Origin of the sequence: Aquimarina besae, assembly GCF_042434905.1 — a bacterium.
In the GTDB taxonomy this organism is placed as follows: Bacteria; Bacteroidota; Bacteroidia; order Flavobacteriales; family Flavobacteriaceae; genus Aquimarina.
Map to the genome: position 1 here is coordinate 1,027,128 of NZ_CP170199.1, position 18,633 is coordinate 1,045,760.

20 protein-coding genes are annotated in these 18,633 nt (G+C 34.3%); 18 read left to right on the forward strand and 2 right to left on the reverse strand.

What is annotated here, in order from left to right:
* Positions 1 to 185 precede the first annotated feature (185 nt).
* From ACE94K_RS04475 to ACE94K_RS04520, 10 genes are all read left to right on the forward strand, one after another.
* Positions 186 to 1,187 carry an AAA family ATPase gene (locus ACE94K_RS04475; protein ID WP_378180518.1) on the forward strand — a complete coding sequence of 334 codons (1,002 nt, stop codon included), beginning with the start codon at positions 186 to 188 and terminating at the stop codon, positions 1,185 to 1,187.
* Positions 1,188 to 1,271: 84 nt separating this feature from the next.
* Positions 1,272 to 2,138: a DUF58 domain-containing protein gene (locus ACE94K_RS04480; RefSeq protein WP_378180521.1), complete on the forward strand. Its 867-nt coding sequence runs from the start codon at positions 1,272 to 1,274 to the stop codon at positions 2,136 to 2,138.
* Between the two features lie 91 nt (positions 2,139 to 2,229).
* On the forward strand, positions 2,230 to 3,810 hold the full coding sequence (locus ACE94K_RS04485; RefSeq protein ID WP_378180522.1) for a DUF4381 domain-containing protein: 1,581 nt from the start codon (positions 2,230 to 2,232) through the stop codon (positions 3,808 to 3,810).
* 2 nt (positions 3,811 to 3,812) lie between these two features.
* The gene (locus ACE94K_RS04490) at positions 3,813 to 4,817 is read left to right on the forward strand and encodes a VWA domain-containing protein (protein WP_378180526.1); all 1,005 of its coding nucleotides are present in this window, start codon (positions 3,813 to 3,815) and stop codon (positions 4,815 to 4,817) included.
* A 17-nt stretch (positions 4,818 to 4,834) separates the two neighbouring features.
* Complete coding sequence (locus ACE94K_RS04495; protein WP_378180528.1) at positions 4,835 to 4,996, forward strand: hypothetical protein; 162 nt, start codon at positions 4,835 to 4,837, stop codon at positions 4,994 to 4,996.
* Positions 4,993 to 5,502, forward strand: coding sequence for a flavodoxin family protein (locus ACE94K_RS04500; protein ID WP_378180531.1), 510 nt, complete (start codon positions 4,993 to 4,995; stop codon positions 5,500 to 5,502). Before ACE94K_RS04495 ends, ACE94K_RS04500 begins: the two co-directional genes overlap by 4 nt.
* 19 nt (positions 5,503 to 5,521) lie before the next feature.
* Positions 5,522 to 6,556 (forward strand): VWA domain-containing protein, encoded by a 1,035-nt coding sequence (locus ACE94K_RS04505; RefSeq protein WP_378180534.1) that lies wholly within the window; start codon positions 5,522 to 5,524, stop codon positions 6,554 to 6,556.
* A gap of 70 nt (positions 6,557 to 6,626) precedes the next feature.
* Positions 6,627 to 7,400, forward strand: coding sequence for a tetratricopeptide repeat protein (locus tag ACE94K_RS04510; RefSeq protein WP_378180537.1), 774 nt, complete (start codon positions 6,627 to 6,629; stop codon positions 7,398 to 7,400).
* Between the two features lie 108 nt (positions 7,401 to 7,508).
* Positions 7,509 to 9,275, forward strand: a complete 1,767-nt coding sequence (locus tag ACE94K_RS04515) for a BatD family protein (RefSeq protein WP_378180540.1) — start codon at positions 7,509 to 7,511, stop codon at positions 9,273 to 9,275.
* 13 nt (positions 9,276 to 9,288) lie between these two features.
* Entirely contained in the window at positions 9,289 to 10,038 is a 750-nt protein-coding gene (locus ACE94K_RS04520) for an SH3 domain-containing protein (RefSeq protein ID WP_378180543.1), read from the forward strand.
* A gap of 1 nt (position 10,039) precedes the next feature.
* On the opposite strand, the gene ACE94K_RS04525 is transcribed toward ACE94K_RS04520, so the two are convergent.
* Positions 10,040 to 11,245, reverse strand: a complete 1,206-nt coding sequence (locus tag ACE94K_RS04525) for a DUF418 domain-containing protein (RefSeq protein ID WP_378180546.1) — start codon at positions 11,243 to 11,245, stop codon at positions 10,040 to 10,042.
* Between the two features lie 183 nt (positions 11,246 to 11,428).
* On the opposite strand from ACE94K_RS04525, the gene ACE94K_RS04530 reads away from it, so the two are divergent.
* The 3 genes from ACE94K_RS04530 (at position 11,429) to ACE94K_RS04540 (ending at position 14,130) form a co-directional block, all read left to right on the forward strand.
* Positions 11,429 to 11,761 carry a hypothetical protein gene (locus ACE94K_RS04530; RefSeq protein ID WP_378180548.1) on the forward strand — a complete coding sequence of 111 codons (333 nt, stop codon included), beginning with the start codon at positions 11,429 to 11,431 and terminating at the stop codon, positions 11,759 to 11,761.
* Positions 11,762 to 11,881: 120 nt separating this feature from the next.
* Positions 11,882 to 13,477, forward strand: a complete 1,596-nt coding sequence (locus tag ACE94K_RS04535; RefSeq protein ID WP_378184222.1) for a SulP family inorganic anion transporter — start codon at positions 11,882 to 11,884, stop codon at positions 13,475 to 13,477.
* 20 nt (positions 13,478 to 13,497) lie between these two features.
* Positions 13,498 to 14,130: a carbonic anhydrase family protein gene (locus ACE94K_RS04540; RefSeq protein ID WP_378180550.1), complete on the forward strand. Its 633-nt coding sequence runs from the start codon at positions 13,498 to 13,500 to the stop codon at positions 14,128 to 14,130.
* 68 nt (positions 14,131 to 14,198) lie between these two features.
* Here ACE94K_RS04540 and ACE94K_RS04545 read toward each other — a convergent pair whose 3' ends face one another.
* Complete coding sequence (locus tag ACE94K_RS04545) at positions 14,199 to 14,720, reverse strand: CvpA family protein (RefSeq protein ID WP_378180553.1); 522 nt, start codon at positions 14,718 to 14,720, stop codon at positions 14,199 to 14,201.
* A gap of 126 nt (positions 14,721 to 14,846) precedes the next feature.
* Between ACE94K_RS04545 and ACE94K_RS04550 the strand changes: the two genes are divergently transcribed.
* The 5 genes from ACE94K_RS04550 (at position 14,847) to ACE94K_RS04570 (ending at position 18,446) form a co-directional block, all read left to right on the forward strand.
* Positions 14,847 to 15,203: a hypothetical protein gene (locus ACE94K_RS04550; protein ID WP_378180556.1), complete on the forward strand. Its 357-nt coding sequence runs from the start codon at positions 14,847 to 14,849 to the stop codon at positions 15,201 to 15,203.
* Between the two features lie 68 nt (positions 15,204 to 15,271).
* Positions 15,272 to 15,700 (forward strand): lipocalin family protein, encoded by a 429-nt coding sequence (locus ACE94K_RS04555; RefSeq protein ID WP_378180559.1) that lies wholly within the window; start codon positions 15,272 to 15,274, stop codon positions 15,698 to 15,700.
* Between the two features lie 538 nt (positions 15,701 to 16,238).
* Entirely contained in the window at positions 16,239 to 16,943 is a 705-nt protein-coding gene (locus ACE94K_RS04560; protein ID WP_378180561.1) for a ceramidase domain-containing protein, read from the forward strand.
* Positions 16,944 to 17,030: 87 nt separating this feature from the next.
* A complete protein-coding gene (gene pheS, locus ACE94K_RS04565) occupies positions 17,031 to 18,050 on the forward strand; it encodes a phenylalanine--tRNA ligase subunit alpha (protein WP_378180564.1) in 1,020 nt (339 codons plus the stop codon).
* Positions 18,051 to 18,446, forward strand: a complete 396-nt coding sequence (locus tag ACE94K_RS04570) for a hypothetical protein (protein WP_378180566.1) — start codon at positions 18,051 to 18,053, stop codon at positions 18,444 to 18,446.
* Positions 18,447 to 18,633: the final 187 nt, after the last annotated feature.

An 18,633-nucleotide genomic window follows, 5' to 3' on the forward strand; every position in this document is an offset into this window, starting at 1 on the left:
GCCGATGAAAATCGTTACGTCCGTTTTTATCAGTAAAAAGATCTAAATATACTGTAAAATTTGGGCGTAAGCGTATTTTTAGAGGATACATTTAACCTATAATTAACAACAAAAAGAAAAATATTTTAACAATTTGCAATGCTGAAACATGAATGTTAAATTCACGGCATTAAAAAAGAAAATAGATGGAAGAAAATAGTTCTATTGATATTGCTTCAATCAATGAGAAGATACAGAAAGAATCTGCATTTGTGGATTTACTTACTTTAGAAATGAATAAAGTAATCGTAGGCCAGAAACATATGGTAGAACGATTATTAATTGGATTGCTTGGACAAGGGCATATTTTACTGGAAGGTGTACCTGGATTGGCAAAAACGTTGGCGATAAACACCCTAGCAAAAGCTGTACACGGAAGTTTTAGTCGTATTCAGTTTACGCCGGATTTATTACCTGCAGATGTTGTAGGGACGTTGATCTTTAATATGAAAGAGAATGATTTCTCGATCAAAAAAGGGCCTATTTTCGCCAATTTCGTACTGGCGGATGAGATCAACCGAGCGCCCGCAAAGGTTCAGAGTGCCCTGTTAGAAGCCATGCAGGAAAAGCAGGTAACGATTGGCGATGAAACTTTTGTTCTAGACAAACCGTTTTTAGTAATGGCAACACAGAATCCTGTAGAACAAGAAGGAACATATCCTTTACCAGAAGCACAGGTAGACCGTTTTATGCTAAAAACGGTAATTGATTATCCAAAATTGGAAGAAGAACAACTAATCGTTCGTGCAAATCTAAAAGGTTCTTTCGAAAAAGTAAATCCTGTTGTTTCTGTAGAACAGATTCTTACTGCTCAGAAAGCGGTAAGAGAAGTGTATATGGACGAAAAGATTGAAAAATATATTCTAGACATCATTTTTGCGACTCGTTTCCCTGAAAAATATGGACTGGAAGAGTTAAAACCGTTAATCAGTTTTGGTGCTTCTCCAAGGGGAAGTATTAACATGGCTACCGCCGCTAAATGTTTTGCGTTTATAAAAAGGAGAGGATATGTGATTCCAGAAGATGTTCGTGCTGTAGTACATGATGTATTACGTCATCGTATCGGAATTACTTATGAAGCCGAAGCTGAAAATGTAACTTCAGAAGATATCATAAATAAGATTGTAAACGAGATTGAAGTACCATAGAGATTTTGGATTTTCGAATTACGATTTTGGATTTCTGTAATTCTTAATCGTCAATTATTAAATCGTCAATCGTAAATCAGTATAATGGATACCAAAGAGTTACTAAAAAAAGTTCGAAAAATTGAGATCAAGACCAGGCGCTTGAGTGACCACATATTTGGTGGAGAATACCACTCAACTTTTAAAGGACGTGGTATGACCTTTAGCGAGGTACGTCAATATCAGTTTGGAGATGATGTACGTAATATTGATTGGAATGTAACCGCTCGTTATAACGAACCATATATCAAAGTTTTTGAAGAAGAACGTGAATTGACTATGATGTTGATGGTAGACGTTTCAGGATCACAGTTGTTTGGAACTAAACAGCAATTTAAAAAAGAAATTATCACAGAGATTGCCGCAACCTTAGCTTTTTCGGCAACTCAGAATAATGATAAAATTGGATTGATCTTGTTTACCGATGAGATTGAATTATTTATTCCTCCAAAAAAAGGAAGATCTCACGTGCTTAGAATTATCAGAGAACTGTTAGAACATGAACCTAAGAGTAAAAAAACCAATATTACAGAGGCTCTTAAATTTTTGTCTAATGTGATGAAGAAAAAAGCAATCGTGTTTATACTTTCTGACTTTATAACCGATGATTATCAGCAAACACTGAAGATTGTAGGCGGAAAGCACGATGTTACTGGTATTAGGGTTTATGATCAACGAGAAGAAGAAATTCCGAATTTGGGAATGGTGCAGATGGAAGATGAAGAAACAGGAGAACTGTTGATGGTAAATACGGGGTCAAAAAGGATGAGAAATAATTATGCCAAATACTATCAAGAAAGAGTAGATTACTTTAGAGATAGCTTTACCCGAAGCGGAGCAGGATCTCTGAGTAGTCGTGTGGATGAAAGTTACGTAAAAAAATTATTAGGATACTTTAAACGAAGAGGATAGGTAAGAATTAGGAATGAAGAATTATAAATTACCAATTATAAACAAAAGATACGTTGCACCCTCTTTGAAGAGGGTTAGGAGGATGTTAATAATGTCCTTTATACTGATTTTATCTGGTAATATATCTGCCCAGGTCTCAGCAAATATTGATTCAACTTCCGTTCAGATAGGGGAAGAAATCAGATACAAAATGCTGGTAGAAGCAGATTCTACTCAAATTGTTGTTTTTCCTGAAGGGCAAACCTTTTCACCACTAGAGGTAATCGAATCTTATAAGACCGATACCACTAAGAACGGTAGTCGATTTAATCTAATAAAAGAATATGCGCTTACACAATTTGATTCGGGATACTATACCATTCCGAGGCAAAAAGTGATGATCGGTGATCAAGTGTTTTTTACAGATTCGTTAAAAGTTGAAATTCGTGATGTACTTGTAGACACTACTAAGCAGAAGATGTTTGAAATTAAACCTTTGGTAGATGTTGATGCATCTTTTTCTAATTGGAAAAAATATGTTTGGTGGGTTTTAATTCCACTTGCTATTATTGGGTTAATTATTTTTTTACTTTTTAGAAGAAAGAAAAGAAAAGAAGCGAAAGAAAAAGAGTTACCGCCTTATGAAAGAGCAATTTTAGCGTTGCAAAGAATTGATGCTTCACATTTGTTAGAACAGGATTCTCACAAAGAGTATTATTCGCAATTAAGTGATACCGCACGTAAGTATATCGACGAAGAGGTATATGATCACGCGATGGAGAGTACAACCGATGAATTGATCGCGCGTCTCGATGAAGAGATAAAAACAGGTGCACTTAATCTTGATAAGCAAACTATTGAAGAGCTTAAAGCCGTATTAAAAACAGCAGATATGGCTAAGTTTGCAAAATCCAAACCTGATATTCTCACGGCAAAAGCAGATAGAAATGTGATTGAACGTGTCATTAATGAAACCAAAAATGCGATTCCGGAACCAACAGAAGAAGAGCTGTTGGCAGATGAAGAATATAGAAAAGCTGCAGCCGAGAAAAAGCTAAGAAGAAAAATAATTTTCGGAAGTATTGCAGGTGTTGCCGCAATCACTTTAACACTTACCATATTTATTCTCATAAAAGGATACGATGTTGTGAAAGATTCGCTCTTAGGACATCCAACAAAAGAATTAGCAGAAACAGAATGGATCAGTAGTACCTATGGTTCTCCACCAGTAACTGTTTCGACACCAAAAGTGTTAATCAGGAACAATTTTCAGCTGACAGAAGAGCAAAAGCAAATACTTAAAGGTAATGAAACCTTTGTTTACGGAAGCTTAGTAGGAAACTTTTATATCACCGTTTCTACGATACAATATAACCAACAAACTGAAGTAGACCTTAACAAAATTGTGGAAGGTGTTGTTGGTAATTTTGAATTACAAGGTGCTAAAAATATTACTGTCAAAGATGAAGAATATGAAACTTTAGGAGGAGCAAAAGGGGTAAAAGTCTTTGGAAGTCTTGAAGTAACAAATCCTGTGAGTAAAAAAGACCAAAAAAGTGATTATTTGATGCTGAATTTCGCAGAAAATGGAGGATTTCAGCAGATTATGGTAGTGTACAATCAAGAAGACAGGTATGCTAAGGATGTTGCCCAGCGCATTATTAACTCGGTTGAACTTAAAAATGCCAAATAGCTATGTTTGAAAATTTCACATTTGAGAATCCACAGTTTTTTTGGTTGTTTTTAATATTGCCAGTCGCGATTGCCTGGTATATATGGAAACGAAATAAGCAACAGGCAGAACTTAAGATTTCTAGTATTAAAGGCTTTAAACTATCTGGTAGTTGGTTGGCCAAGCTTAGACCTATAATTTTTTTATTAAGACTGCTGGCATTAGCATTAATTATTACTGCTATGGCGCGACCCAGAACGGTAGATGTGTCGACAAAAACTAAAACAACAAGAGGAATCGATATTGTAATGGCGATTGATGTCTCTGCCAGTATGTTAGCCAGAGATTTACGACCTAATCGTTTAGAAGCCTTAAAAGAAGTAGCGGCAGAGTTTATCCAGGGAAGACCTAATGACAGAATTGGTTTGGTAATGTATGCGGGAGAGAGTTTTACGAAAACACCTATAACAAGCGATAAAGCTATTGTTCTTAGTGCTTTAAAAGAAACAGTTTATGATAATTTGCTGGAAAACGGAACGGCTATTGGAATGGGACTTGCCACATCAGTGAATAGACTGAAGGATAGCAAAGCAAAAAGTAAGGTGATTATTTTACTTACCGATGGTTCTAATAATGCAGGTTTTATAGATCCTAAAATTGCATCAGAATTAGCGGTAGAATATGGTATTAAAACCTATACGATTGGTATAGGAACGAACGGAATGGCTTTATCTCCCGTTGCCATAAGACCTAACGGTACATTTCAATATGGAAATGTTAGAGTCGAAATCGATGAGGAATTATTAAAAGAAATAGCAAAAGTTACCAAAGGAAAATACTTTAGAGCGACCGACAATAAAAAGTTAGAACAGATATACGAAGAAATAGATAAACTAGAAAAAACGGATGTAGAAGAGTTTAAGTTTTATAACTATGAAGAAAAGTTTAGACCTCTGGTCTTATTAGCTGGATTATTACTGTTGATAGAATTCCTTCTAAGGCACACGGTTTTTAGAAGTTTTGTGTAATATTAAAATATAAAGGTTTGAAAAGAAACATTACAATAGGAATCTTACTTGTAGCTGTAGGAATATTGATGCAGTATGCTTTTGAAGCAGACTTTTCTGATTTTTTATCAGGAATTGCTGTTGGTGCCGGAATAGGTGTAATTATAACGACTGTTTTTGTTAAACGGAGAGAACATTGAAGAAAGGAATCATAATTCAAGGAAGCTCTAGAAGTAATGGGGATACAAATACGGTAGTTTCATATCTAAAGGAGATGACAGGGTTCGATCTTGTGGATCTTAACCAAAGAGAGATTCATTATTTTGATTATGAGTTCAAATATGAAGATGATTTTGAGGTGATTTTTAAAAATATGGCGCAGAACTATCAAACAGTAGTGTTAGCGACACCAGTATATTGGTATACAATGAGCGGGATAATGAAAGTGTTTTTAGATCGATTTTCTGATTATTTATATAAAGAGAAGGATGTTGGTCGAATGCTTAGAGGAAAGGAAATGGCGATGATAAGCTGTAGCAATGATGCTAATCGAGTAGAAGAGTTTCATCTTCCTTTTTCAAGAAGTGCAGCTTATTTAGGGATGGATTATCTTGGTGATATTCATGTACCAGTAGTAATCGACAATAAATTATCCTTAGATGCAAAAGAAATGGTAAATGCTTTTGCATTAAAAATTAAGAAGTAAGAAAGATAAAGTAGTAAAAATGTACTTACTAGAAGAGAAAATATATTTCTGGTTGTTATTGGTAGTACCAATATTAATACTGTTGTTTTTAGGTGTTTTGATATGGAAAAAAACGACCCAGAAAAAGTTTGCAGACAAAGATTTGTTGAAAAAATTGAGTCCCAATCAATCTGTTTTTAAGTCTGTATTAAAGGTCATTGTGATCAGCTTAGCTTTAGCCTGTTTTATTATCGCCCTAGTAAATCCTAAAGTTGGTACTAAACTAGAAACTGTAAAAAGAGAAGGGGTTGATGTTGTATTTGCTATCGATGTATCTAAAAGTATGCTGGCAGAGGATATTGCACCCAACAGACTTGAGAAATCTAAACAATTAGTCACACAGATCATTAATAATTTAGCGAGTGATCGGGTTGGTATAATTGCTTATGCAGCGAGTGCATTTCCACAATTGCCCATTACCACTGATTATGGCTCGGCTAAAATGTTTTTACAATCAATGAATACAGATATGCTCTCCTCACAAGGAACAGCGATCAATGAAGCAATAGAATTGGCCAAGACCTATTACGATGATGAGGAACAAACGAATAGGGTTTTGATCATTATAAGTGATGGAGAGGATCATGAAGGCAACGTAGCATCAATGGCAGAGGCTGCTGCAGAGGAGGGAATTAAAATTTTTACAATTGGAGTGGGTAGTACAAAAGGAGCACCCATCCCTATCAAACGCAATGGTATTGTACAGAGTTATAAGAAAAATAGTCAGGGCGAGACCGTAATTACTAAGTTAAATACGACAATTTTGCAGGAAATTGCCAATCAGGCAAATGGCACATACATTGATGGTACAAGTACGAGTGCAGTAGTAGAAAATGTTACCGAACTATTACAAGGCATGGATAAAAAAGAGTTTGAAGCCAAGCAATTTGCAGATTTCAAAGATCAATTTCAATGGTTTTTGGGAGCTGGATTATTATTACTGTTTTTAGATATTTTTCTTTTAGAAAGAAAAACATCTTGGGTTAAAAAATTAAATCTTTTCAACGAGGAATAGGATATAGCCACAAACGGCTGTCACGCTAAGCTCATTGAAATGCCTTAATAGTTCAAAAATGAAAGATATTATGAACAAGTTATTAATCGTATTGTTTTGTTTCCAATTTGGGACTATGTTTTCTCAGGAAGAGGAAGATAGAGCAGAAATTATTGCTGAGGCTAATCAATATATAGCAACAGGAAATGAGGTATTGGTAACTGATGGTAATTTTCCACAGGCAGAAGGAGAGTACAGAAAAGCGATCTCTAAAAATCCCGTAGATGCTACGGCTAAATATAATTTGGCCAATGCTTATTACAATACCCAAAAGTATGATGAAGCAAACCAGCGCTATAGTGAAGCAGTGAAAACAGCTTCTTCAAAAGCAGAAAAACACAAGGCATTTCATAATCAAGGAAATACCTTTATGGAACAAAAAAAATATAAGGAAGCAGTAGAAGCTTATAAAAATGCATTGCGAAACAATCCTAAAGATGATGAAACCAGATATAATCTCGCCTTAGCCAAGCAATTATTAGAAAAGCAACAAAACGAAGATAAAGGAGGCGATAAGGATAATAAAGACCAGAACAAAGACGAAAATAAAGATCAGGAGAATAAGGATAATAAAGAAGGCGAGAATAAAGAGGACAAGAAAGAAGGAGAAGACAACAAAGAGAAAAAAGGAAACGAAGGAGACGAGAAAAAGGATGAAGAAGGGAAAGATAAGAAAGATGAAGAACGAGATCCAAAAAATGATGGAGACGATAAAAAGGAAGATAAGAAAGAAGGTGACGGAAAACCTGAAGAAGAAAAAAACAGCCGCAACAGGTTCAGGGACAGTTATCTCCTCAGCAAGTAAAAAGTTTGTTAGAGGCAATGAATAACGAAGAAAAGAAAGTTCAGGATAAGATAAATGCTAAAAAAGCTCAGGGAGCTAAAACAAAAACTGAAAAAGATTGGTAGACAAATGAAGATTAAATTAATTTTTCTTACACTTTTTTTAGCGATAATACAGCTAGGTTTTGCCCAGGTCAAATTTGAAGCTAAAGTAAGCAAGAAAAAGCTAGGTGTAAATGAACGGTTACGTGTCGATTTCGAGATGAATAAAGACGGAGATAACTTTACACAACCAAGTTTTAAAGGATTTACGGTAGTAGGAGGCCCTAATCAATCCATTAGTAATTCTTGGATTAATGGTAAAAGATCGTATGCTAAAACGTTTAGTTATTTCCTTTCTCCAACTAAGAGAGGAAATTTCACCATTGGCCAGGCAACTATAGAAATAGATGGGCAGATCTATAAGACATTACCAGTAAAAGTAGAGGTTACAGCAGCTGTAGATAAACCAAAGGATGGTAATAATGCGGATTATGTTGCTAGTGAAAACCTTCATCTAATTGCAGAAGTATCTAAAACAAATCCATACCTTAATGAAGCAATCACGGTAGTTTATAAGCTGTATGTAAGCCCAAGTATACAAATTAGTAACTTAAGAGAAATAGATAACCCAAAGTACAGTGATTTTTGGAGCCAGTCTATTAAAATAGGTCAGCTTAAGGTAGAAAGAGGAGAGTATAAAGGAGAACCTTATAACTATGTGGTTTGTGGTAAGACCGTTTTGTATCCGCAGAAAACAGGTAAGCTAGAGATAGAACCACTAACCTTATCCATTGCAGTAGATGTTCCTACAAACCGTAGGGATATATTTGGTGGAAGATTATATTCCACAGTAAATAAAACGGTTGCAGCGGGTACTAGGACTATTGACGTAAAACCGCTTCCGGAGCAGGGAAAACCTGTGGATTTCACAGGAGCAGTCGGATCTTTTGACTTTAAAGTCACTCCTAGCAGAACTACACTCGATGCAACAGAATCTTTAGAAGCAAAAGTCTTGGTTTCGGGTAATGGAAATCTTAAGCTTTTTGACCTGCCAAAACTAAGTGTTCCTAATGGGTTAGAGCAATACGAACCAGAGCATAATGAAAAAGTAAGGACTAATCTTACCGGTATGGCTGGTAACATCTCAGATTCGTACACCTTGGTACCTCAGTATAAAGGCACCTATCCGATTCCTCCAATTTCTTTTTCGTATTTTGATCTTAAAACAGAATCATATAAAACAATTACATCGGATGAGATTGTGATTGACGTAAAGAATGGTCCGGATAGTGGTAGTATTGTTGTGAACTCAGAATCAACAGGAACTACCAAAAAAATAGTGACACAAACAGGAAGTCAGTTTAGATTTTTAAAACTTGATGCGAACTTACAATCTGTAGAAAAAACACATTTTTTTAAATCTACTGGCTATTGGGTAGCTCTTACAGCTCCTTTGTTGGCAATACCTTTGTTTTTATTTTTTGGTAAAAAGAGAGATGAACGATTAAGTGATGTGAGTGGTAATAGAGTTCGTAAAGCAGATAAATTAGCAAGGAAATATTTGTCTGATGCAAAAAAGAATTTAGGAAACCAGAAAGAGTTTTATATTGCCATGGAACGAGCGTTACACAACTATCTAAAAGCAAAATTGCATATACAGACTAGTGAGATGAGTAAAGATCGTATTCAACGTTTACTAAAAGAAAGAGAAGTGCAAGATACTACGTCTATTGAATTTATTGCATTGTTAGAAAGCTGCGAATTTGCAAGATATACTCCATCATCAACCACTGCTATGCAGCAGGATTACGATAAAGCATCAAGGGTAATAGCAGCTATTGATAAACAATTATAAAATTTTGAGAAAGGTGAAGAATTTAGCGATAATTGTTTTTTTTCTGATGAGCATGGCGAGTCTGGCTCAAAACGATCAGGTGTTTGATCAAGCTAATGAGTTATATAATCAAGAAGAGTACCAAAAGGCGATTGACGCGTACAAATCTATTTTGGCACAAGGTCAAGAATCTGCAGAATTATATTATAATCTGGGTAATGCCAATTATAAGCTTAGTAATATAGGGCCAAGCATTTATTATTACGAGAAGGCTTTAGAATTAGCTCCCAACGATGAGGATATCAAGAATAATCTTGCTTTTGCTAATAATGCGACCATCGACGTAATCGACGTAATTCCAGAAGGACTGATATCCAGAACTATCAATGGTTTTACTAATATGTTTAGTTTTGACGTATGGGCGTGGATTTCTATACTCTTTGTGATACTTTTTGTGGTGTTATTTATGCTGTACTATGCTGCAAGCATATCGTCCAAGAAACGTTTGTTTTTTCTGGGCGCCTGGATATCTTTTATTTTAGGTCTATTTGCAGTTTTCTTTGCGTTTAAGCAATTTAATTTTATAGAAAACAATCAATATGCTATTATTTTTGCGCAAGAGACCACAGTAAAAAGCGAACCTAATTTGCGTAGTGAAGAGGTATTTGAGTTACACGAAGGAACCAAAGTTAAAGTTACTGAAACAGTAAATGACTGGAAAAAAATCAAATTAGCAGATGGAAAAATAGGATGGATTCCTGCTACGGATCTTCAGGAATTATAGATTATTTTCTGAAGGTTTGAATTTTACCTTTTGTAGCGCTTCGCCATAGCCATTCCAATGGGCCATATCTGAATTTTTGTAACCATATCTTACTTAGCAGAGCTTGTAATGTTATTATTGTAAATGCGATGATGATAAGATACCGGGTCTGCAATTTTCCTAAAAAACCTAAACCCCAGCCAAACAATAGAAATGTACCAATAACTGATTGCAAAACGTAATTGGTCAATGCCATTCGACCATATGATTCAAAAAAAGAAAAGAATCGATACCCTCGTTTTTTTTGATATAACAGCACAAAGCCTGAGAGAATAATTGTGGTTAGAGCTATGTTTGGCCAATCGTAAGCATTGATTCCCAAAACGTGTAACCAACTGTTAAAGTCAATTGGTTTTGGCGATATTGCAAATATTCCTGCTGTTAATATCAAGGAAACTACAAAGCCTAAGATACCTCGTTTTAACCACTTTTTGGCTAAAGGAGTTTTTTCTTTAAAATTTTGAAATAAACCAATTTTTCCGAGCCATAAACCGATCAGAAAATAGCCAAATGTTAAATAAAACCGGCCAAATAACCCAATTTGAAAGTCCATCTTTTGGAGCATTCCCTGGCTGCCGTTTAAAGAAAATACCTCTGTAAGGCTCCCTTCTTTTAAAGTAGTTATATAGTTTATACTGGTGATACTATTTCCGTCCATTACTGGTGGAAGCCCAAAAGCACTTTCATTACCTAAAATCGTATAAGAAATGAATCTTGGAATACTGATTAGAAATAATCCTGAAACTAAAAGCACCCATTTATTCGATATACGATAAAAAGGAATAAGGAAGGGAGCTAACAATGCGTATATCGTAAGAATATCGCCCTTATAAAATAATTGATGTATATAACCAATGATAAAAAGTAAAAAAGCTCTCCAGAGAAACCGTACACCAAAGTCTTCATTCCTTTTTGCAGCGCCATTCATCTGTATGAAAAAACTTAAACCAAAAAGAATAGAAAACAAGGCAAAAAACTTACCTATGATAAAAAATCCGATAATTCCGCCTAGTATTTGGTCAATTATTCCATTTGTAACTTCCATCAAACTTTCCGATGGAGCAGAGGCAATATATTGTTCATTCATATGAACCAAGCAAACGCCAGCCAGTGCAAATCCCCGCAAAGCGTCGATAATATGGATCCTATGAGAAGCTTGATTATTCAAGATCTTTAAAAATAATTTTTTGAAACTGTATAAGCAAAGACTAATAGTTAAAATGTCATAATCTCTTAAGCCAACACATTTATAGAAGCAATTATTAGATGAAATCTTTAGTTTTAATTTTACAGTGGATTTAACAGATTTTAGGAGTATTTGGTTTATTTTTACAATCCATAAAAAAAATTTATGTCAGTTATAAAAATTAATATAGCGAGAATTTTGATTATCTCTGGTTTTCTTTTCCATCTAGGGAATTATGCTATGGAATTATTTAATTTTTATAATGGTGATATTGATTCTATCGTTCATATTATAGATGATACAGAGGAAAAATCTGAATCTAAAGAAAAAGATAGTTCTGAAAAAGAAGACCTAAAGGAAAAAGATAAGATCTCGCAATATGCAGATGAAAAGAGCACAAAAATTGCTATTTTGACTTTAAGGGACTTTCCAGAATTAAATTATGGAAATTCATCTGTCTATCTGGACTATAATACACCTCCTCCGGAATATTTGTAATTTTTTATAAACCTTTCCAGCCTTCATTTCTACACGAGGGTAAGGATTTTTTGATTCTATATCTTTATTAACCATAATTGCCTTTTTTTAGGCAGTATTTTAATCATTTAAATTATGAATATGTTTAAAAATTTAAAAAGTGATCTCCCTGCAAGTATTGTAGTGTTTTTTGTTGCACTACCACTCTGTTTGGGTATAGCACTTGCAAGTGGAGCTCCGCTTTTCGCTGGTCTTATCGCAGGAATTGTAGGGGGGATTGTTGTTGGTGCCTTAAGTGGATCGCAAATTGGTGTTAGTGGCCCTGCTGCAGGTTTGGCTGCTATTGTTTTGGCAGCGATTTCTTCTTTAGGTAGTTATGAAAACTTCTTAGTAGCGGTTGTGTTAGGCGGTCTGATCCAATTGATTTTTGGGGTTTTAAAACTAGGTATTATAGGATATTACTTTCCTTCTTCGGTTATAAAAGGGATGCTTACAGGAATCGGAATCATCATAATCCTAAAACAAATACCTTACTTTTTTGGTATAGACGAAAATCCTGAAGGGGATTTTGCTTTTCTTCAAATTGATGGCGAAAATACATTTACAGAATTGCTAAAAACTGTAAATGCACTGCTCAGCGGGAGCTTCAATATTGGTGCTGCAATAGTTGCACTTATTGGTTTGGGGATCTTAATTTTATGGAGTAATGTTTTATCTAAAAAAGGGAAATTTTTTCAATTAGTTCAAGGCCCATTAGTAGCAGTAGTAGTAGGAATACTTTTTTATGTATTTACCAAAGACAGCTCTATGGGTATAACGTCTGAGCATTTAGTTTCTGTACCGGTGCCTGATAATTTTGAAAGCTTTTTAAGTCAGTTTGCTTTTCCAAATTTTGCTGTAATCACGCGTTCAGATATTTGGGTTACTGGATTTACCATCGCCTTGGTCGCCTCTTTAGAAACATTATTGTGTGTTGAGGCAACAGATAAACTCGATCCGGAAAAAAGAGTAACACCAACGAATCGAGAATTATTGGCGCAAGGAACAGGTAATATGATATCTGGATTAATTGGAGGTCTACCTATAACACAAGTGATTGTGCGTAGTTCTGCCAATATCCAATCAGGAGGAAAGAGTAAGATGTCTGCCATTGTTCACGGATTTTTTCTACTTACATCGGTTATTCTGATTCCAGGATTATTAAATATGATACCATTGTCAGTGTTGGCTGCGATATTATTTATAGTAGGATATAAATTAGCTAAGCCTTCAACATTTAAAGCAATGTGGTCAGCAGGATGGAAACAGTTTGTACCCTTTATAGTAACAATATTAGGTATAGTATTTACTGATCTACTAATCGGTATAGGAATGGGATTAGCCGTAGGAATTGTAATTATATTATATAAGAGTTATCAAAATTCACACTTCTTACATATAGAAGATAAAAGCAATGGAACTCATAAAATTAAAATGACCTTGGCAGAAGAGGTTACTTTTTTCAACAAAGGTGCAATTCTAAAAGAATTAGATAGGTTACCGGAGAATACAGATCTAACCTTAGATGTTAGAAACACTAGATATTTGGATAATGATATTATAGAGATTTTACAAGATTTTTCAGAAAAAGCTAAAAATAAAAGCATCAATATTCATTTAATATCGGATCGAGGAGTAGTAGAAAACCCCGATAGTTATATTGAATTTTTTAAGTTAAGACCAAAAAAAACAGCATAAACCAAAATTTAAAACATATTATGAAAGCACTAACAAAAGATGCTCAAAGCGCTATTACTCCAGAAATAGCACTACAAATGCTCAAGGATGGTAACAAAAGATTCCAGAATAAAAAAATGGCTGATAGAGACCTTTTAGATCAGGTAAGTGATACTAAAACTGGTCAGTTTCCTTTTGCGACAATTCTAAGTTGTATAGACTCCAGAGTTTCTTCAGAATTAATTTTTGACCAAGGAATAGGAGATATTTTTAGTGCCAGAGTAGCAGGAAACTTTGTAAACGAGGACATTCTCGGTAGTATGGAGTTTGCTTGCAAACTAGCAGGCACAAAATTAGTACTGGTATTAGGTCATACTGCTTGTGGTGCTGTAAAAGGTGCCTGTGATGATGCAAAACTGGGAAACCTTACCGCATTATTAAGTAAAATAAAGCCAGCCGTAGAAGCGGTTAGTGAGCCATCAGATAGTTCTTTAAGGAACTCTAAAAATATTGATTTTGTAAATGATGTAGCCGTTAAAAACGTACAAATGACGATCGATAATATTCGTCAAAAAAGTAGTGTCTTAAAGGAGATGGAAGATAATCAAGAAATTATGATTATGGGCGGTATGTATGATATTAATGATGGAAGCGTTCGGTTTTTTGAAAAATAGTTTTCTAAAATTCAATAAAATGAACCGATACCCAAGAGTATCGGTTTTTTTATGTTTTTAAAAAATAATTAAGAAGTCTTTTTTTCATCTGTAATATCTTCTGCAGGTTCGCTTTTTAAAATATTGGGTAGTACCATCGGTGCTAACTTTTTTACAGGAGAATAAAGAATAGAAGAATCCAGAGTCTCTTTTTTAATAATTCCTAAACTTCTATTTCCAGCATCAATAAAAATAATGACAACACTGGCTATAAAAGCAAACTTTAATACTCCAAAAGCTGCTCCCAAAAGTTTATTAAGAATACCGAGAGAGGCAAAATCTGCAATTTTGGTCAATAACTTTCCGGCTACAGATATTAATATAACCACAGCTATAAAAGTGATGGCAAAAGCAGTGAGTTTCAATGCGCCATCTCCCCAATCTACATATTGTTCTAAATATCCACCTACAAGATGAGAAAAGTGTACGGATATATAGATTCCAGCTACTAATGCAACCAAAGATGCCAGTGAGACAAACAGACCTTTACTGAAACCTTTGATTAGTCCCCAAAGTAGCAAGATCCCTAAAATGATGTCTATATAGTTCATCGATTTGTTTTGTTTAGACGAATATAATGTTTTAAATCAAAATTTTAGCCTCTATCAAATCATAGATGGTTGGATAAATAATTCTTTAATAAACATTTCAAATCGTATTTTTGCAAAAAAAGCTGAATGTCTAGAGACGAAAAATTAAAAAAGCGATGGGAGATGCTGGTGCAAAAATTATCGGCACAGTTTGCAGAAGGAGATGAGTTGGACCTGGATGCGATTATTTATCTAATCGGGGTTCAGGAATTGGGTCAGGTGCATCGTAGATTTAAAAAAGATGAGAAGTTAGACCTGATGCATATTGCAATTTGTAGACTCTTAGAACCCTATGGCTATTATGAGTTTGATTATTTTGATGAAGATGGATGGCCGCATTATATTGTAAAAGAGCAATTGCCTAATCTTAAAGCGGGAGAACAATCTATCCTGATGAAAGAAGCCATCGTAAGTTACTTTGTTTCGAGTGAATATATTTTTTAATAACACAACGCAACCAATCTTATGAATGATCATCTAAGGGAAGAATACTAAATAAACAAAATTTTATAATGAAAAAAATCCTATTATTATTTGTCGCGACTATTTCGTTTTGTATTACTTCTTGTGGGGATGATGATGATGATGGCACAGTACAGGATCCACTAGTCGGTTCTTGGCAATTATCACAGGAGTTTGAAAACGGAGTGGAAATTGCTTCTGACCCTTGTGATCTTGAAGGGGTACTAACTTTTAGAATAAACGGAACCTATGAAGGAACATTTTTTGAGGATGATGGTACTGGAGTTTGTGTTCAACTTGTTGAAGAAACTGAAACCGGAACTTGGCGAAAAACAGGAAATAATATCTATACTTTTATAGTTGAAGGTGATACCATTACTGACGAAATTACCTTTTCCGGAAATACTTTTTCTATAGAATATTCAGATACTTTTGGTGACCAAACTACTGAGTACAGAGATGTATATATCAAGATTTAAATAAATACACATCAATTCATAAAAAAAAGTATTCATTTGAATACTTTTTTTTATGAATTGATGAACGTAATTGAATAGTTCATAAATTAATAGTGTAATTATCTTCTCATAGCATACCAAGAAGCCGAAGGAAGATTACTTATTAATTCTTTTAATCCTTTCATGTCTATGATTAGGATTCCAAAAAATAACTTTTTCATATCGACATTTTTTTAAATTAAACATTGAATTGTGACTAACTTTTAGCCAAATACCATTTGTTTGCATCTATTGGTTACGAAACATTATTTTGGGGAAAACTATAGACTGGTTATATCTTATAATATTTTTATTAAGTTCTACTTAAATATAACTAATTTCTTCTGGTTTGTCAAAGTTTTTAACGAGCTTTAACGTACGTTCGACTTTTTTTTCTTAAAAGAATATTAAAACATGTACCTATCTGATTATAAAGGTATTATTATTTGTTTGAGTTTAGAAATCACTACCGATAAGCATCACAATTTTGGTCATTTCCTTACCTTTAAAACAAAAAGAAATGCTTACAAAAATGATTAATGATTTTAATATTCCTAATGACACCGGTCCAATATATCAGGAAACGATAATGGGTAGGTTGCCGGTAGAGCCTTTCAATACAATTAGCAACCTTGTTTTCTTAATCATCATTATATATTTCTCAATTCGTGTATATAGACTTCCCAAGCAACATTTATTTATAGCGCTCAGCTTGCCTATTCTCACTATTGGATTTATCGGAGGAACCATGTTTCACGGTACCAGAAGTCATCAAATATGGTTGTTTATGGATTGGGTACCGATTATGATTTTATGTATGTCGGCTGTTTTTTATTTCATTTTTAAACTATATAAAGATTGGAAAAAAAGGTTGTTAGCTTTTATCTTAATTTTTGGTGTTTCATTTGCGGTGCGTATGTTGCCTATTCCTATGGCTTTGAGAATATCACTAGGATATGTGATTACGGCAATAACGGTATTGCTTCCTATTATTTTGTATCTGATTAAGACAAACGGAAGATATAAAGAAATGATTATTCTGGCTTTTTTGTTCTTTACAATAGCCATAAGCTTTAGAAGTGCTGATACGTTCTGGAAAACAGATATTTTTTATATGGGTACGCATTGGTTATGGCATGTTTGCGGCGGAATATCTGTTTTCTTTTTGATGTTATATGTGTATAGAGATAACCTAAAAGAAAGCAAAATCCTTCAAGAAGGATGATTTTTCCGAAAAAGATACATTTTATGGTGATAATACTACATTTTTGAAGTACAAATCTTAAATTTGCCCTCTATTAAGAAAAAGATCATGATCGATAAGATTAAAGAATATATCTCAGAAGTTGAGGATTTCTCTGCTAAGACTAAAGAAGAAGTTGAAGCATTCAGAATTAAGTTTTTAGGCCGTAAAGGAATTATTAGAGATTATTTTGAGGAATTCAAAAACATAGCAAATGATCAGAAGAAAGAATTTGGTCAAACTATAAATAATCTTCAAAATAAAGTAAAGGAAAAAGTTGACTCGTTAAAAGATGAACTAGAATCTAAAGAAGAAGATAAAGGAGCATATGGAGATTTAACTCGACCGGCAGAACCAATTGCTTTAGGTTCTCGCCATCCTATTTCTTTGGTAAAAAATCAAATTATAGATATATTCTCTAGAATAGGTTTTAATGTCAGTGAAGGTCCGGAGATTGAAGACGATTGGCACAATTTTACAGCATTAAACTTGCCAGAATACCATCCGGCGCGTGATATGCAGGATACTTTTTTTATTCAGACGGATCCGGATATTTTGCTTAGAACTCATACCTCTTCCGTTCAGGTACGATATATGGAAGAGAATAAGCCACCAATCAGAACGATTTCTCCTGGTAGGGTGTATCGTAATGAAGCTATATCAGCCAGATCTCATTGTTTCTTTCATCAGGTAGAAGGATTGTATATTGATAAAGATGTTTCATTCGCTGATCTAAAGCAAACATTGCAATATTTTACTACAGAAATGTTTGGTAAGTCTAAGATCAGGTTACGACCCTCTTATTTTCCATTTACAGAGCCAAGTGCTGAGGTAGATGTATATTGGGGATTAGAAACAGAAACCGATTATAAAATGACCAAGGGAACGGGTTGGTTAGAAATTATGGGTTGTGGAATGGTTGATCCTAACGTTCTAAAAAATTGTAATATCGATCCCACGGTATATAGCGGATTTGCGTTTGGAATGGGAATTGACCGAATAGCGTTGTTATTATATGGTATCTCAGATATACGTATGTTAAGTGAAAATGATGTGCGTTTTCTGGAACAATTTAAGTCTGCACTATAATTGAAAAAGGATATAGAAATACCCATTGTAAAAAATGTCTACATCGCCGTTTTGAAAGAATGGAATGAAGAGTTTGGAGGATATGATTGGAATTCTTATATCATTAATGATCAAGAAACACCCATAGAGATGGTTATGGTAGTTACCAAAGGGTTTGATACCGAAAGAAAGACTTCTCTGCTTAGACACGGTATAGGAACTGTTAATGCCAAATCATCTGCTAAAATCGAAATGATTCAGGAAGAATTGTTTGTTATGAATAATGAATTCTCTGTTACTTTCTTCTCTGAAGGAAAGCTATATGATAAGAAATATCTTTTCAGAAAAAATACGATTAACGAAAAGGCTTTTCGTGATTTACCAGTGATGCAACAACGAGGAGTATTAGTTTCGTAACTTACTTTTTTAACATAATTTAGTCAAATAACCTGACCAAAAACAGGTGTTAGCCCCGTGACTTAGGTTTATATACACAGTACTTTAGCATCATATTTTCCCGACTTTAATTTATTATAAAAAGACAGCTTCTTAGAATAATTGGAATTAAAGAGTTGTTACAACATATATCCCCATAACGATTGGA